The organism is Pseudomonas sp. NY11955, assembly GCF_048068035.1.
Lineage (GTDB): Bacteria > Pseudomonadota > Gammaproteobacteria > Pseudomonadales > Pseudomonadaceae > Aquipseudomonas.
The window spans coordinates 56,164-70,318 of the sequence record NZ_JBLUPS010000005.1 but is presented as its reverse complement, the minus strand read 5'-3'; the positions used below and the strand labels follow the sequence as shown (position 1 = coordinate 70,318).

At 63.4% G+C, this 14,155-nt stretch carries 17 protein-coding genes; 11 read left to right on the top strand and 6 right to left on the bottom strand.

Features of this window, described 5'->3' with window-relative positions; genetic code table 11:
• The first annotated feature begins 49 nt into the window (after positions 1-49).
• Together ACNFBR_RS11185 and ACNFBR_RS11180 are read left to right on the top strand one after the other, a co-directional pair.
• The gene (locus tag ACNFBR_RS11185) at positions 50-478 is read left to right on the top strand and encodes a PAS domain S-box protein (RefSeq protein ID WP_416734982.1); all 429 of its coding nucleotides are present in this window, start codon (positions 50-52) and stop codon (positions 476-478) included.
• 59 nt (positions 479-537) lie between these two features.
• Positions 538-1,155, top strand: a complete 618-nt coding sequence (locus ACNFBR_RS11180; protein ID WP_416734981.1) for a hypothetical protein — start codon at positions 538-540, stop codon at positions 1,153-1,155.
• On the opposite strand, the gene ACNFBR_RS11175 is transcribed toward ACNFBR_RS11180, so the two are convergent.
• Complete coding sequence (locus tag ACNFBR_RS11175) at positions 1,140-2,075, bottom strand: MerR family transcriptional regulator (protein ID WP_416734980.1); 936 nt, start codon at positions 2,073-2,075, stop codon at positions 1,140-1,142. The two genes, ACNFBR_RS11180 and ACNFBR_RS11175, sit on opposite strands and share 16 nt — an antisense overlap.
• A gap of 204 nt (positions 2,076-2,279) precedes the next feature.
• Here ACNFBR_RS11175 and ACNFBR_RS11170 point away from each other — a divergent pair, with 204 nt between their 5' ends.
• The 4 genes from ACNFBR_RS11170 to ACNFBR_RS11155 are packed head-to-tail and all read left to right on the top strand — an operon-like array spanning position 2,280 to position 4,251.
• A complete protein-coding gene (locus ACNFBR_RS11170) occupies positions 2,280-2,840 on the top strand; it encodes an antibiotic biosynthesis monooxygenase (RefSeq protein ID WP_416734979.1) in 561 nt (186 codons plus the stop codon).
• 33 nt (positions 2,841-2,873) lie between these two features.
• Positions 2,874-3,611, top strand: a complete 738-nt coding sequence (folM, locus tag ACNFBR_RS11165; RefSeq protein ID WP_416734978.1) for a dihydromonapterin reductase — start codon at positions 2,874-2,876, stop codon at positions 3,609-3,611.
• A 9-nt stretch (positions 3,612-3,620) separates the two neighbouring features.
• Positions 3,621-3,917, top strand: coding sequence for a DUF1244 domain-containing protein (locus ACNFBR_RS11160; RefSeq protein ID WP_010955294.1), 297 nt, complete (start codon positions 3,621-3,623; stop codon positions 3,915-3,917).
• A complete protein-coding gene (locus ACNFBR_RS11155; protein ID WP_416734977.1) occupies positions 3,910-4,251 on the top strand; it encodes a HopJ type III effector protein in 342 nt (113 codons plus the stop codon). The genes ACNFBR_RS11160 and ACNFBR_RS11155 overlap by 8 nt, the downstream gene beginning before the upstream one ends.
• Positions 4,252-4,319: 68 nt before the next feature.
• Here ACNFBR_RS11155 and ACNFBR_RS11150 read toward each other — a convergent pair whose 3' ends face one another.
• The 3 genes from ACNFBR_RS11150 to ACNFBR_RS11140 all read right to left on the bottom strand — a co-directional run bounded on the left by ACNFBR_RS11150 (position 4,320) and on the right by ACNFBR_RS11140 (position 7,595).
• A complete protein-coding gene (locus ACNFBR_RS11150) occupies positions 4,320-5,222 on the bottom strand; it encodes an alpha/beta fold hydrolase (protein WP_416734976.1) in 903 nt (300 codons plus the stop codon).
• Between the two features lie 166 nt (positions 5,223-5,388).
• The gene (gene fabV, locus ACNFBR_RS11145; RefSeq protein ID WP_416734975.1) at positions 5,389-6,600 is read right to left on the bottom strand and encodes an enoyl-ACP reductase FabV; all 1,212 of its coding nucleotides are present in this window, start codon (positions 6,598-6,600) and stop codon (positions 5,389-5,391) included.
• Positions 6,601-6,740: 140 nt separating this feature from the next.
• The gene (locus tag ACNFBR_RS11140; RefSeq protein ID WP_416734974.1) at positions 6,741-7,595 is read right to left on the bottom strand and encodes a LysR substrate-binding domain-containing protein; all 855 of its coding nucleotides are present in this window, start codon (positions 7,593-7,595) and stop codon (positions 6,741-6,743) included.
• Between the two features lie 135 nt (positions 7,596-7,730).
• Here ACNFBR_RS11140 and ACNFBR_RS11135 point away from each other — a divergent pair, with 135 nt between their 5' ends.
• From ACNFBR_RS11135 to ACNFBR_RS11120, 4 genes are read left to right on the top strand one after another with little or no spacing between them, the layout of a single operon-like run.
• Positions 7,731-8,771, top strand: coding sequence for an agmatine deiminase family protein (locus ACNFBR_RS11135; protein ID WP_416734973.1), 1,041 nt, complete (start codon positions 7,731-7,733; stop codon positions 8,769-8,771).
• On the top strand, positions 8,768-9,664 hold the full coding sequence (gene aguB, locus ACNFBR_RS11130) for an N-carbamoylputrescine amidase (RefSeq protein WP_416734972.1): 897 nt from the start codon (positions 8,768-8,770) through the stop codon (positions 9,662-9,664). The genes ACNFBR_RS11135 and aguB overlap by 4 nt, the downstream gene beginning before the upstream one ends.
• 2 nt (positions 9,665-9,666) lie before the next feature.
• Entirely contained in the window at positions 9,667-10,752 is a 1,086-nt protein-coding gene (locus ACNFBR_RS11125; RefSeq protein WP_416734971.1) for an extracellular solute-binding protein, read from the top strand.
• A gap of 3 nt (positions 10,753-10,755) precedes the next feature.
• Positions 10,756-11,865: an agmatine deiminase family protein gene (locus ACNFBR_RS11120; protein ID WP_416734970.1), complete on the top strand. Its 1,110-nt coding sequence runs from the start codon at positions 10,756-10,758 to the stop codon at positions 11,863-11,865.
• A 124-nt stretch (positions 11,866-11,989) separates the two neighbouring features.
• Here ACNFBR_RS11120 and ACNFBR_RS11115 read toward each other — a convergent pair whose 3' ends face one another.
• Both ACNFBR_RS11115 and ACNFBR_RS11110 read right to left on the bottom strand, forming a co-directional pair.
• Entirely contained in the window at positions 11,990-12,523 is a 534-nt protein-coding gene (locus ACNFBR_RS11115) for a cytochrome b/b6 domain-containing protein (RefSeq protein WP_416734969.1), read from the bottom strand.
• Positions 12,520-12,786, bottom strand: coding sequence for a PepSY domain-containing protein (locus ACNFBR_RS11110; RefSeq protein ID WP_416734968.1), 267 nt, complete (start codon positions 12,784-12,786; stop codon positions 12,520-12,522). The genes ACNFBR_RS11115 and ACNFBR_RS11110 overlap by 4 nt, the downstream gene beginning before the upstream one ends.
• A gap of 175 nt (positions 12,787-12,961) precedes the next feature.
• Here ACNFBR_RS11110 and ACNFBR_RS11105 point away from each other — a divergent pair, with 175 nt between their 5' ends.
• The gene (locus ACNFBR_RS11105) at positions 12,962-14,140 is read left to right on the top strand and encodes an acetyl-CoA C-acetyltransferase (RefSeq protein ID WP_416734967.1); all 1,179 of its coding nucleotides are present in this window, start codon (positions 12,962-12,964) and stop codon (positions 14,138-14,140) included.
• The last annotated feature ends 15 nt before the right edge of the window (positions 14,141-14,155 follow it).

Sequence of the window (14,155 nt, the reverse complement as noted above, 5' to 3'; positions counted from 1 at the left end):
CGCCGCCTTCAGCCCAGCTTCGCACCCTTTCTTGCTCGATGGCCCGAACATGATCAACGCACAATTGCTGCAATCGATGGTCGATGCCTCCAATGATGGGATCGTGGTCGCCGAACAAGAAGGCGACGACACGATCCTGATCTACGTGAACGCCGCCTTCGAACGCCTTACTGGCTACAGCCGCGACGAAGTCCTCTATCAGGATTGCCGTTTCCTGCAGGTCCACGACCGTGACCAGCTTGGCCGCGCGCGCATCCGCAAGGCCTTGGCCGAAGGCCGCCCGTGCCGCGAAGTGCTGCGCAACTACCGCAAGGATGGCAGCGCCTTCTGGAACGAGCTGTCGATCACCCCGGTGAGGAGCGACGCCGACCAGCGCACTTACTTCATCGGCATCCAGAAGGACGTCAGCCGCCAGGTCGAACTGGAACGAGAACTGGCCGAGATGCGCGCTCGTCCGAAAGCCGACGAACGCACCTGAACCAAGTACGCCACGCACGGTCAATCCCGTTGAAGAAATCGCCACCTCCGAGTTCGATCATGCAAGCAGACGTGCTCCTGACCCAGGACGAGCTGGATTTCATACAGAACATGCAGCATTCGCCGCAATTGAACCTGGCCGACTCCATGTCGAGCCTGCTGGTCAATGGCGACCGCCGCATCCAGAACCTGCTCACCCGCCTGGTGGCCAACGAGCAAGTGACCTTGCAGGCCCAGTTCAATAACCAGCAGATCAGCTTCCCGCTGCAACTGGTGGAGGACGAGTTCCACGCCCTGCACCTGCAACTGGGTTCACCGGAAATCTACGAAGACGGCCCCATGCTGCGCCCGTGGCGCCTGTCGATGGACCAACCGAGCGCACTGCTCGATGCCCATGAGCAGACAAGTGGCCTTTGGGTGCGGGATATTTCCTTCAAAGGTGTGCTGGTGGAGGTGCGTGAATTACCTGCGGCACCCGCCCGCTTCGAGCTTCGCTTCGCCCCAGGGGGCATCAGCCCAATCGAACTGCATGGCGTGCTGGGCCGGCGCATCGGCCCGGACCTGGCAGCCTACGACCTCAGCCAAACCCCGGCCGAAGAAATCGAACGCCTGCGCGACTATATCCTCCAGGCCCATCGCCACGCCCACCCCGAGCTGCACACTCAGGTATCGAGCTGACCGGCCAAAAACTGCCGCAAGCGCTGGCGCATCACACTCCCCTGCGCCCCCAGGCAGGCGACAGGGCTGCCAGCCAGGCTCTCCTGCGCCACTTCCGCCGCTTCACCGGCCAGTAGCAACGGGCACTCCAGCACCGCCGCCAGGCGCGTAAGGTGGCGGGTAAGCTCCGCTGTCGGCGCCTGATGCGAAAACAGCACCAGGGCGGCCGGGCGCAGGCGTTCGCAGACCAGCGCCAGCTCTTGCAGCGGCTGCCCGCTCGCCAAGGGAATCACACCTGTTTCGTCGCTGCCCAGGAGCAAGCTGGTTACCAGCAACTCAAGCTCATGGCACTGCCCCGGCAACGGCGCCAACAGCACGCTACGGCTGCGCGGCACATGGGCAAGCTGCAGGCGGGCGAACACCCGACCGCGCAGGAACTGGTCAAGGAACAGCCATTCACTGGTCTGCCCGTAGCCGCCTTGCCGAACCGCCATGTCGTGCCACACAGGCATGAACACTTCGGCGAACACCTGGTCGAGGGTGCAGGCGGCAAACACGGCTTCGTACAGGCGATCCAGGCCTGCCACGTCGAAACCCTGCACCGCCAGGCGAATCTGGTGCTGCCAGCGCAGCCAGGCATCGGTCGCGCCGCCCGCCTGCCCGGCAAGGGCATGGCCCCGCGCAAGAATACTGCCCACCTTGCTGACCGCCACACCGCGCTCCAGCCAGCCGAGGATACGGCGGATTTCATCGATGTCGGCCTGTGAGTACAGGCGGTGGCCACTGTCGGTACGAATGGGCTGGATCAGGCCATAGCGGCGCTCCCAGGCACGCAGGGTCACGGCATTGACGCCGGTCAGACGGGAAACTTCACGAATCGGAAACAGCTCCTGCTGCTCGAAGCTGGCATCGATCACCGGATTACGTCCCTGTTCGTTCATCTGCACGGTGTACCCTGAGTGCGCACGTTGAACACGTAGTCTACTACGCCAGCACCCGCCGCAGGGTGCAACCGTTTGCCGGCGATCGCAACTGCGCGATAATCCGCGCCCGATTCTTGCATGCACGCCTGCGTCGCCCACCACCCCGGGCCACGCAGCCAAAGGGGCCAGCTACCCGCCAGCCCCGTTGCCAGGAGATACACGATGTCTACCCCACCCGTCACCCTGATGGTGTCGCGCCGCGCCGCCCATGGCCGCTACCAGGACCTGCTGGCCTGGTTGCACGAAGGCGAGCAGCTGGCCACTGACTTCCCCGGCTACCTCGGCTCGGGCATTCTCGCCCCGCCCCGCGATGGCGACGAATTTCAGATCATCTTCCGCTTTGGCGACGAGCCCACCTTGCACGCCTGGGAACATTCCGCCTCGCGCCGGGCCTGGTTGCAGCGCGGCAATGGCTTGTTCGAACGCCCCAAAGAGGCGCGCGTAAGTGGTATCGACGACTGGTTTGGCACCAACATGGTGCAAAAACCACCCCGTTGGAAGCAGGCCGTGGCCATCTGGTTGGCGTTCTTCCCCGTCTCGCTGGCATTCAACCTGCTGTTCGGTCACTGGTTGACGGCACTCGACCTGATACCGCGAGTACTGCTCAGCACCCTGGCCCTGACGCCGCTGATGGTGTACCTGTTCATCCCGTTGTCCACCCGCCTGCTAGCCAGTTGGCTGCAGGCCTCCCCGGCCACCGCTGGCGCCTTGCGCAGCCGCTGAGGCCAGGCCATACAACAGGGAAACAGTTCGGGTATGCTGGGTGGCAACCAAAGGACAGACAAGTTGACCGCCCTGAACATGAACAGCCCCATTCTCGTTACCGGAGCCAGCCAGCGCGTCGGGCTGGCCCTGGCCCTTGAACTGGCACAGGCCGGCCATACGGTGGTCAGTGCCAGCCGCAGCATCCAGCCACAGGCGGCCCACCCGAACATCGTGCAGTTCCAAGCCGACCTGTGCCAGGCGGCCGACCGCCAGGCGCTGATCGACCACCTGCACAACCATTACGACGGTTTGCGCGCCATTATCCACAACGCCTCGCTGTGGCTGGACGACGGCCTCGACAACCTCGAGACCATGTTCCGCCTGCACGTCGAAGCGCCCTACCACCTCAACTTGGCCTTGGGCGACCTGCTGGCCAAGGTGGGGAAGGCCGACATCATCCACATCTGCGACGAAACCTCTTCACGCGGCAGTAAAAGCCACATCGGCTATGCCGCCACCAAGGCCGCGCTGCAGAACATGGTGCTGTCATTCGCCGAAAAATATGCGCCCAAGGTGCACGTGAACGGTATCCTGCCCGGGCTGCTGATCCTCAAGGAAGGGGGTGACGAAACCTACCGCCAGCAAACCCTGAAAAAGGCCCTGCTGGAATTCGAACCCGGCGCCGGCCCGCTGATCGAGACAGTCAAGTACCTGCTCGCCAGCCAGTACAGCACCGGCAGCCAGGTGGTCATCAACGGTGGCCGCCACCTGAAGAACCGCATGACTTGAGAGACGCCCATGACGCCACAACAACAGCTCGAACTTGAGGCCGCCGCCTTCCGGCGCCTGGTCGAACACCTGCAAAAACGCACCGATGTACAGAACATCGACCTGATGAACCTGTCCGGTTTCTGCCGCAACTGCCTGTCCAAGTGGTACAAGGCCGCGGCTGACGAGCGCCAGCTCGACCTGAGCCTGGATGACGCCCGCGAAGCGGTGTATGGCATGCCCTACGCCGAGTGGAAAGCCCAATACCAGAAAGAAGCCAGCGCCGAACAACAAGCGGCGTTCGAAAAAGGAAAACCTCGTGACTGATCTGAACACCCTGCGCGCCAGCCTGGCCAGCGGCCAACATGTATTTGCCGATACCCTGGCGTTCATTGCCGACCACTACAGCTACCAGCCTCAGGCTTTCAACAATGGTGGCGTGGAGAATGCCGCCGGGCAGAACGAAGGTTCGTGCAAGACCCTGGGCCTGGCACTGCTGGAAGGGCTGAGCGACCAGGAAGCGCTGCTGGCCTTTGGCGAGCATTACCGTGACGTGGTGGCCACGCCTGAAGGCAACGACCATGGCAATATCCGCGCGCTGATCAACAATGGTTTGGCGGGTGTGAAATTTGCCGGGCAGCCACTGTCGCGCAAGGCTTGATATCGCCGGGGCCGCATTGCGGCCCATCGCGGCACAAGGCCGCTCCTACAGGGACCGCGAAACCTCCATCAATCGATGATTGTTCCCGGTACCTCAGTGGCCAACAACCCTTGCTGCAACCACTGCAAGGCTATCGGCCACAGGCTTTCGCGAAACCGGTCATGGAAAAACGCGAAATGGCCAATCTCCTCGACCGAGATATCCACAGGCGCGATGCGCAGGTGCTGGGCACCCTGTAGATAACCCAGCAACCGCTCGGTGGCGGCAACGGTGCCGAATGGGTCGTCGGTCAGGCTGATGGCCAACGTCGCCGCACGCACCTGAGCGAACGGTAGCGTCGCGAGCGCCCGCCCGCTGGGACGGTGCTCATAACGTGGGGTTCGGGTGGTCCAGTCACGCACCACGCCAGATGGCGTGTCCTCCAGCCAGCCCAGGCGCTTGCCGGGGAAATAGCCGAATAGCCGAGTCAGTATCGGCATTACCACATGCCACTTGCCCACCAGCTGCCAGCGCTGGGCGGCTGCGTAGTCGCGCCAGTAGGCGAACTGCGCGCCCACCATCACCACCCGCCGCACCTGGCCTGCCGACGGTGCCAGCCCCACCGCGCAGCCGCCGAAGCTGTGCCCCACCACATCCACCGGCTGACCAGGAAAATGCGCTGCCGCATGCGCCAGCATGGCTTCGAAGTCCAGCCGGCCCCAATCGCTCCACGAGGCCTGGAAACCCCGTAGCGATGCCGGGCGGGATTCGCCGATGCCACGGTAGTCATAGGTCAGCACATCGCAGCCTTGGGCGAACAGGTAGTCGGCAAAGCGGGAGTAATAGCGGCAGCGTACCGAAGTGGCAGCGTTGATGATCACCAGCGGGCGCTGGGGGTCAGGGCGAGCGTGGCGCCAGCGGAAGCCACCGAGGCTGTAGCCGTCAGCTGTGGCCTGGCGAAATGGGGCGGCGGGTTGGGTGAGGCTACTCATGGCGCATTCCCTGTTGTCGTGCGCCAAAACTAGCAAAGATTTCGTAGCCTGTACCGGCCTCTTCGCGGGCATGCCCGCTCCCACAGGGATTGCGCATGCCTTGAGGTAAGCACTGAACCTGTGGGAGCGGGCAAGCCCGCGAAGAGGTCGGTACAGGCTGGCCCGATTACAGCTCGATGCAGTCGAACTTCACATCGGTCGCCACCTCTTCGTCGTAGTTGACGTCAGCGCGCTCGAAACCGAACAGGTTGAGGAACTGCTTCTTGTAACCGGCGTAGTCGGTCAGCTCGAACAGGTTCTCGGTGGTCACCTGTGGCCACATGGCCTTGCAGGCGTCCTGCACGTCGTCGCGCAGTTCCCAGTCGTCCAGGCGCAGGCGAGCTTTCTCGTCGACCTCGGCCGGGGCACCATCGGCACGGTACATGCGGTCGCGGAACATGCGGTCCAGCTGGTCCTGGGTGCCTTCGTGAACGCCCTTCTCCTGCATGATCTTGAAGACCATCGACAGGTACAGCGGCATCACCGGGATGGCCGAGCTGGCCTGGGTGACCACCGACTTCAGCACCGCCACATTGGCGCCGCCTTTCACTTCACCGGCCAGTTTCTTGTCCAGGCGCAGGGCGGTTTCGTCCAGGTCCTGCTTGGCCTGGCCCAATGCACCGTGCCAGTAGATCGGCCATGTGATTTCAGTGCCGATGTAGCTGAAGGCCACGGTACGGGCGCCTTCGGCCAGCACGTTGGCGCCAGCCAGGGCATCGATCCACAGTTGCCAGTCCTGGCCACCCATGACGGTGACGGTGTCGGCAATTTCCTGCTCGGTGGCCGGCTCGATGCTGGCCTCGATGATGGTGTCCTTGTTGGTGTCGATGGCGGTCGACTTGTACGGCTGGCCGATCGGCTTGAGTGCCGAACGAATCACTTCACCGGTCTGCGGCAGCTTGCGCACGGGCGAAGCCAGCGAGTAGATGACCAGGTCGACCTTGCCACCCATTTCGTTCTTGATCAGTTCGATGACCTTGGCACGGGCTTCGTCGGAGAAGGCGTCACCGTTGATCGACTTGCTGTACAGGCCCTCGGCCTTGGCGAACTTGTCGAAGGCAGCAGCGTTGTACCAGCCAGCGGTGCCAGCCTTGGTCTCGGTGCCTGGCTTTTCGAAGAACACGCCCAGGGTGTCGGCCTTGAAGCCGAACGCCGCGGTGATGCGGGCTGCCAGGCCGTAGCCGCTGGAAGCACCGATGACCAGGACCTTCTTCGGGCCATCCTCGCGCACGCCCAGCTTGCGGGTGGCTTCGATCTGGTCACGGACGTTGAGCTCGCAGCCCTTCGGGTGAGTCGTGGTGCAGATGAAACCGCGAACCTTAGGATGAATGATGGCCAATGTCTGTACCTCGTCAGGTTTATGCCGGGGAAGCGCCGCTCGGGGCGATTCCGATTGATCAGAGGGTGAGACTACCCCCGCAAGTTATCCGACACATATTACGGGGTGATCAAAAGGATGCAAAACCGAAACAGGCAATATCAACCTGACAGCAGAGCGGCTTTCAACCAGTCCAGAAACTGCCGGGCCAGCGGATCCTCCTGACTGTCTCGATGCACCAGGCAAGCCCACGCAGGCCCACGCACGCGCTGCACCGACAACGCCTGCAAACGCCCCTCGCCCACTGCCCGCCGCGCCAGCAACTGGCTGACCAGTGCCACCCCCAACCCCTCGCTCGCCGCATCCAGCAACAACCCCGGGTCGGAAAAATTCAGCCCCTTGCCCTGCTGCCCAACATCCTCGCCGCCCTCCAGTTGCCAATGGCTCCAGTCCATTTCCCGTTCGCCATGCAAGGTAGTGCGCGCGGGCGAAGTCGCCAGTGAGGGATGGCAGGCCGGGTACAGCTGGTCCTGGTGCAACACGCTGAAACTGCACTCGGCCTGGGCACTTAGGTCATCGCGGATGGCCAGGTCGATGGTCTCGGTGGCCATGTCCGGCACCTCGAAACTGGTGAACAACCACAGGTCGACGTCCGGGCAGCGCTGGTGAAAGTCCGCCAGCCGCGGCAGCAACCAGTGCCTGGCAAACGCCGGGCTGGTATTCACCACCAATTGGTTGGGTTTGCGGTACTGCTCCAACCGACGAATGCCTACGGCCAGGTGCTGCAACAGCGATTGCGTGGTGCTGAGCAAGTCGTGCCCGGCGTCGGTCAGGCTCACGCTACGGCCACTGCGATGGAACAGCGGCTGCTCCAGGTAGGTTTCCAGGCTGCGAATCTGCTGGCTGATGGCGGACTGGGTCAGGTTCAACGCCTCGGCAGCCTTGTGGAAGCTGCCCAGTCGCGCAGCAGCCTCGAAGCCGCGCAGGGCATTCAGGGGTGGCCAGTGTTTAAGCATGATCGATAAGCCCTACTGATCAGATATGCGCTAAATCTATCGTTTGTCGCGGGCCAAGCCTAGCCATAGCATGGACACCAACACCCGCGACGGCGGGCTTCGTTGATAAAAATCCTTAATAGATCGGAGTTCACTATGCACCTGTCCCTCGACAGCGGCTGGCGTATGCCTGCCGAATGGGCCCGCCACGCGGCAACCTGGATGGTCTGGCCACACAATCAGGCCCTGTGGGAAAGCGGCTGGCACGTGCGCCTGGCCGATGTACAGCAGGACTACGCCCGTGTCGCAGCGGCCATCGCCCGGTTCGAGCCGGTAAAGATGGTGGTCGATCCGTCCGCCGTGGCCAGCGCCCGTGCCCTGTGTGGCGCCAATATCGAGCTGATCGAACTGGCCGTGGACGACAGCTGGTGCCGCGACAGCGGCCCGAGCTTCATCTGCCACCCGCAGCAGGGCCTGGCTGGGCTGAGTTGGCGCTTCAACGCCTGGGGCGGCAAGTCGCAACACAGCCTTGACCGCAGCCTGGGCCGGCGCATCCTCGACCAGCTCGGCCTGGACGGGTTCAGCACCTCGCTGTGCAACGAAGGGGGTGCGATCCATGTGGATGGCGAAGGCACGCTGATCACCACCGAGTCGGTGCTGCTCAACCCCAACCGCAACCCAGGCATCGGCAAAGCCGAGTTCGAGGCCTGCTTCGCCCGCTACCTGGGCATCAGCAAGACCATCTGGCTGCCGGGTGACCCGCAGTACGTCACCGGCGACATGACCGACGGCCACGTCGATGGCGTATGCGCCTTCGCCCGACCAGGCGTGCTGCTGGTCGACGCCACCCATGACCCACACTCGGTGTACGCCGAAGTGGTGCGAGAAAACCGCCGCGCCCTGGAACTGGCCACCGACGCCCAAGGCCGCCATTTCGAACTGCTCGACCTGTACGAGGCCAGCGCCGCCGTCGATCAGGACGCCGAGGTGTTCTGCGCGTCATACACCAACTTCTACATCGCCAACGGCGCGATCATCATGCCGGCCTATGGCATCGCTGCCGACCAGGAGGCCGCTGCGCAACTGGCCCACGCCTTCCCAGGCCGGGAGATCGTGCCGGTGCGCATCGACCACATTGCCTACGGCGGCGGCGGCATTCATTGCATCACCCAACAGCAGCCCGAGGTGCAACCATGAGCCGGCTGCGCATTGCCACCACGCAAATGCCGTGCAGCTGGAACCTGCCCGACAACCTCGACCGTGCCGAACAGCTAGTACGCCAGGCCGCTGCCAAGGGCGCCCAGGTGATCCTGCTGCAGGAGCTGTTCGCCACCCCGTACTTCTGCATCGAGCAGGACCACCAGCACCAGGCCCTTGCCCAGCCCTACCCCGACAGCCCGATCCTGCAACGTTTCGCCGCACTGGCCGGCGAGCTGGGCGTGGTGTTGCCGCTGAGCTGGTACGAGCGCGCCGGCAATGCCTTCTTCAACTCGCTGACCGTGGCCGATGCCGACGGCCGCCTGCTCGGCGTATACCGCAAAACCCACATCCCCAACGCCATCGGTTACCAGGAGAAGGAGTACTTCAGCCCCGGCGACACCGGCTTCAAGGTCTGGGATACCGCCTTTGGCCGGCTGGGCATCGGCATCTGCTGGGACCAGTGGTTCCCCGAGACAGCCCGCTGCCTGGCACTGATGGGCGCCGAAGTCCTACTGTTCCCCACCGCTATCGGCTCCGAGCCCGGTTGCGCCGCACTGGACTCACGGGATCACTGGCAGGTCGCCATGCGCGGCCATGCAGCCGCCAACCTGCTGCCGGTGGTGGCGGCCAACCGCGTTGGCGAAGAGGTCGCCGCCAGCGATGCCGAATTGGCCATGCGCTTCTATGGCTCGTCGTTCATCTGCGACCACAAGGGCGCCATGCTTGCCGAAGCCGACCGCGACAGCAGCGGCATTTGGCTGCATGACCTGGACCTTGCCGGCATGCGCGAAGACCGCCTGAGCTGGGGCATCTACCGTGATCGCCGCCCAGAAATGTACGCAACGCTGCTGACCCTGGACGGCACACACCCACACAGCCTGAGGGCCTGAGCATGAAACGCCACGTTCTAGCCGCATTGGCGCTGGCTGCCTGCGCCAGCCAGGCCCAGGCCGAACAGCCGGTGCTGCGCCTGTACAACTGGGCCGACTATTTTGCCGAGGACACCCTCAAGCAGTTCACCGCCGAAACCGGTATCCAGGTAATCTACGACGTGATGGACGGCAGTGAGGTGCTCGAAGCCAAGCTGATGTCCGGGCGCAGTGGCTACGACCTGGTGTTCCCCGGTGATACCGTTGCCGAGCGTTTGATGCGCGCCGGCAGCCTGCAGCCACTGGACCACAGCCGCCTGGAAGCGCTCGACGATATCGAACCCGGCTTGCGCAAGCTGCATGCCCAGTACCCCAAGGCCAGCCAGGCCACGGTGCCCTACACCTGGGGCACCATCGGCCTGACAGTGAATGCCGACAAGGTCCGCCAGCGCATGCCCGATGCACCGCTGGACAACCTCGACTTGCTGTTCAAACCGGAACTGGCGGCCAAGTTCGCCGACTGCGGTATCTCGGTCATCGACTCGCCCGATGAAGTACTGGCCGTGGTGCTCAATTACCTCGGCCGCGAGCCACGCAGCGCCAAGCGTGAAGACCTGGCCGCCGCCAGCGAGCTGCTGAAGGCCATACGCCCGTATGTCCGCAAGTTCCAGTCACAACCGGTGACCGAACTGGTCAACGAAAACCTGTGCCTGTCACTGGGCTACAGCGGTGATGTGATCCAGGCCCAGCGTACCGCCGAGTCTGCGGGCAAGCACCTCGACTTCCAGTACCGCGTACCGCGCCAAGGCACCACGGTGTGGATGGACACCATGGCCATCCCGGTCGATGCCAAGCACCCGGAATACGCCTATCGTTTCATCAACTTCGTCATGCGTCCGGCGAACATGGCTGCCATCAGCAACTTCACCGGTTACCCCACCGCAAGCGCCAAGGCGCGCCAGGCGGTGGACCCACGCATGCGCGACAACCCCGATATCTATCTCGACCAAGCCACCTATGCCCGGCTGATTCCGGGCCGCGATATACCACAGGCCGACATGCGGGCACGCATGCGCGTGTGGACGCGCTTCAAGACTGCACAGGACTGAACCATGCCAAGCCGTAGAACCTTCCTGCAACTGTCGTTGGCCGCCGGCCTCGGCGCCGGCCTTGGCTTGCCGCTGGGCCTGGCTCGCGCCGAAGATCCAGGGCGCTGGTTCATGCCAGACGAGGGTGAACCGCAACAGCGTGCGTTCATCGCTTTTGGCGCCCAGGCTGCAATCTGGGAAGACTTTACCGCCGATGTACAGGCCGCACTCGGTCGCATCACCCAGGCCATCGCACGCTATCAGCCGGTGACGGTGTTCTGCCGCGCCAGCGAACGCCAGCTGGCCGAGCAGCACTGCGCCAGCCCGCGCACACGCTTTGTCGAGTGCAACCTGGACGACATCTGGATGCGCGACATCGGCGCTAACTTCGTCCTCGATGACGACGGCGCGCTGGGCGCGGTGGACTTCAACTTCAACGGCTGGGGCAACAAGCAGCGCCACCGCAACGATGCCCAACTGGCCAAGCGGGTGGCCACCCTGGCCGGCGCCCGCTACCAGCGCAGCGAACTGGTGGGTGAAGGTGGCGCCATCGAAGTGGATGGCCATGGCACCGGCATCATGACCGAAAGCAGCTGGATCAATGCCAACCGCAACCCAGGCTGGAGCAAGGCCGACGTCGAGGCCGAGCTCAAGGAGCGCCTGGGGTTGAGCAAGCTGATCTGGCTGCCGGGCATCGCCGGCAAGGACATTACCGACGGGCATGTGGATTTCTATGCCCGCTTCGTGCGGCCTGGGGTGGTGATCGCCAACCTGGACAACGACCCGGATTCGTATGACCACGCAGTGACACGCAGGCACCTGGAGATACTCAAGCGCGCCACGGATGCCGAGGGGCGGACGTTGCAGGTTCATGTCGTGTCACCGCCACAGCGTGGGCGGCGTAACAGGTTCAGTAAAGGGAACGACGACTTCGCAGCGGGTTACATCAACTACTTCGTGATCAACGGCGCGATCATCGCACCGCAGTTTGGTGATGCGCAGGCAGATGAGAAGGCCCGGGCGTTGCTGGCGGCGTTGTATCCGGGGCGGGATATCGTGCAGTTGGACATCGATGCCATTGCGGCCGGAGGAGGAGGGATTCACTGCGTGACCCATCAGTGCCCGGCCGTTTGAATGATGTTGCCTGTACTGACCTCTTCGCGGGCTCGCCCGCTCCCACAGGAAATTCCCAAATCTCAAGACCTGTGCATTACCTGTGGGAGCGGGCAAGCCCGCGAAGAGGCCAGTACCGGTCACCTCAATCTCGACGCCGGCGACGCCCGGTGATCATCGACAAAGGCAAGTTCTCGCGCAGCAGCACGCTTTCGTAGATGGCCGCTAGCACATGCACACACACCAGCGCCAACACCGCATTGGCCAGCCAGCCATGCAGGTCGGTCGGCCAATCGGCGCCCCACAGCGCGTCCACTTCCTGCGACGCCCAACCGGTCAGGCCCAGGCCAGCGATACCCGTCAACATCAACAGCATCACCAAAGCGCCGATCGGCGAATGGCCCAGGCGATGACAAGGCTCCCCGCGCAGCAGCTTGCGTGCATGCCCGGCCAGGCGCGCCGGGGTTGGCCAGAAGTCGGCCCAGCGCGCACTGGCTGGCCCGACGAAGCCCCAGACTACGCGCACCACGACACAACCCAGTGCGTAGTAACCCAGCCACTGGTGCCAGTCGTCGCCCTCTTCGTTGAAAAAGTAGTTGGCGAAGAACACCACGGCGATCGACAGGTGGCACAGCCGCAGGAGAGGGTCCCACAGCCGCACCGTGCCGTCGCTGTTCAATCGTGGTACTCCGACTTGACCGCCTTGCCGGTCACCGGGTCATGGTAGATCTCCACCTTGCGACCATCCTTGTCGAAGCCATAAATCTCGTAGCAGTTGCCCTTGGTAACCTTGAACTTGTTGATTTTGTAGCCCTGCTCCTTGAGCTGGGCCTGGAACTTTTCCTGGTCTTGCCAGGTGCTTTTATCTGCGCTGGTGCATTGGGTGGCGGCGAATGCTGTGCTGCTGCCGATCAGGAGGGTCAGTGCGATCAGGATGCGCATGGGCATGGGCTCCGTTCAGTTGAGTGAAACAGCACGGAATTCAGCTTAGTTGGACAGAGCGCCAAGCGCCCATTGATTTGTTTTCCACATTAATCCGAAAGAAAAACAAACTTAACAAATAAGCCAAACCCGCCGATGCTGGCGGCACTACGCCCATTGCACGGAGAACAACAAGATGAACGACGTGGTTATCGTCGCTGCAACCCGTACCGCCATCGGCAGCTTTCAGGGCGCCCTGGCCACTGTACCTGCTGTCGACCTTGGTGCCGCCGTGATCAAGCGGCTGCTGGAACAGACCGGGCTGGACCCGGCGCAAGTCGACGAAGTCATCCTCGGCCAAGTGCTCACCGCCGGCGCCGGGCAGAACCCGGCGCGCCAGGCTGCGATCAAGGCCGGCCTGCCCTTCAGCGTACCGGCCCTGACCCTGAACAAGGTGTGCGGCTCGGGTCTCAAGGCCTTGCACCTGGCCGCCCAGGCCATCCGCTGTGGCGATGCCGAGGTGGTGATTGCCGGCGGCCAGGAGAACATGAGCCTTGCCCCCTACGTAATGCCCTCGGCCCGTACTGGCCAGCGCATGGGCCATGGCCAACTGATCGACAGCATGATCACCGATGGCCTGTGGGATGCTTTCAATGACTACCACATGGGCATCACTGCCGAGAACCTGGTGGACAAGTACGGCCTCACCCGCGAACAGCAAGATGCCTTTGCTGCCGAATCGCAGCGCAAGGCGGTGGCGGCGATCGAGGCTGGCCGTTTCGACGCTGAAATCACCCCCATCGTGTTGCCGCAGAAAAAGGGCGAACCCAAAGTCTTCGCCCGTGACGAGCAGCCACGCCCGGACACCACTGCCGAGTCCCTGGGCAAACTGCGCCCGGCATTCAAGAAGGACGGCAGCGTCACGGCAGGCAATGCCTCCAGCCTGAACGACGGCGCCGCCGCCGTACTGCTGATGAGCGCAGCCAAGGCCAAGGCGTTGGGCTTGCCAGTGCTGGCGAAGATCGCCGCCTATGCCAGTGCCGGGGTAGACCCGGCAATCATGGGTATCGGCCCGGTTTCGGCGACCCAGCGTTGCCTGGAAAAGGCTGGTTGGCAGTTGGCCGAACTGGACCTGATCGAAGCCAACGAAGCCTTTGCCGCACAGGCGCTGGCCGTGGGCAAAGCGCTGGAATGGGATGCCGCGCGGGTCAACGTGAATGGCGGTGCGATTGCCCTGGGCCACCCGATTGGTGCTTCCGGGTGCCGGGTGCTGGTGACCTTGCTGCACGAGATGATCAAGCGCGATGCCAAGAAAGGTCTCGCGACCTTGTGCATTGGCGGTGGCCAAGGGGTGGCGCTGGCGATCGAACGTTGATCGAAATCTGACTAA

Bases quoted from the DNA above. Each gene is read 5' to 3' on its own strand.
- ACNFBR_RS11185 (WP_416734982.1), top strand. From the start codon at position 50: ATGATCAACGCACAATTGCTGCAATCGATGGTCGATGCCTCCAATGAT.
- ACNFBR_RS11180 (WP_416734981.1), top strand. From the start codon at position 538: ATGCAAGCAGACGTGCTCCTGACCCAGGACGAGCTGGATTTCATACAG.
- ACNFBR_RS11175 (WP_416734980.1), bottom strand. From the start codon at position 2,075: ATGAACGAACAGGGACGTAATCCGGTGATCGATGCCAGCTTCGAGCAG.
- ACNFBR_RS11170 (WP_416734979.1), top strand. From the start codon at position 2,280: ATGTCTACCCCACCCGTCACCCTGATGGTGTCGCGCCGCGCCGCCCAT.
- folM (WP_416734978.1), top strand. From the start codon at position 2,874: ATGCTGGGTGGCAACCAAAGGACAGACAAGTTGACCGCCCTGAACATG.
- ACNFBR_RS11160 (WP_010955294.1), top strand. From the start codon at position 3,621: ATGACGCCACAACAACAGCTCGAACTTGAGGCCGCCGCCTTCCGGCGC.
- ACNFBR_RS11150 (WP_416734976.1), bottom strand. From the start codon at position 5,222: ATGAGTAGCCTCACCCAACCCGCCGCCCCATTTCGCCAGGCCACAGCT.
- ACNFBR_RS11140 (WP_416734974.1), bottom strand. From the start codon at position 7,595: ATGCTTAAACACTGGCCACCCCTGAATGCCCTGCGCGGCTTCGAGGCT.
- ACNFBR_RS11135 (WP_416734973.1), top strand. From the start codon at position 7,731: ATGCACCTGTCCCTCGACAGCGGCTGGCGTATGCCTGCCGAATGGGCC.
- aguB (WP_416734972.1), top strand. From the start codon at position 8,768: ATGAGCCGGCTGCGCATTGCCACCACGCAAATGCCGTGCAGCTGGAAC.
- ACNFBR_RS11125 (WP_416734971.1), top strand. From the start codon at position 9,667: ATGAAACGCCACGTTCTAGCCGCATTGGCGCTGGCTGCCTGCGCCAGC.
- ACNFBR_RS11120 (WP_416734970.1), top strand. From the start codon at position 10,756: ATGCCAAGCCGTAGAACCTTCCTGCAACTGTCGTTGGCCGCCGGCCTC.
- ACNFBR_RS11110 (WP_416734968.1), bottom strand. From the start codon at position 12,786: ATGCGCATCCTGATCGCACTGACCCTCCTGATCGGCAGCAGCACAGCA.
- ACNFBR_RS11105 (WP_416734967.1), top strand. From the start codon at position 12,962: ATGAACGACGTGGTTATCGTCGCTGCAACCCGTACCGCCATCGGCAGC.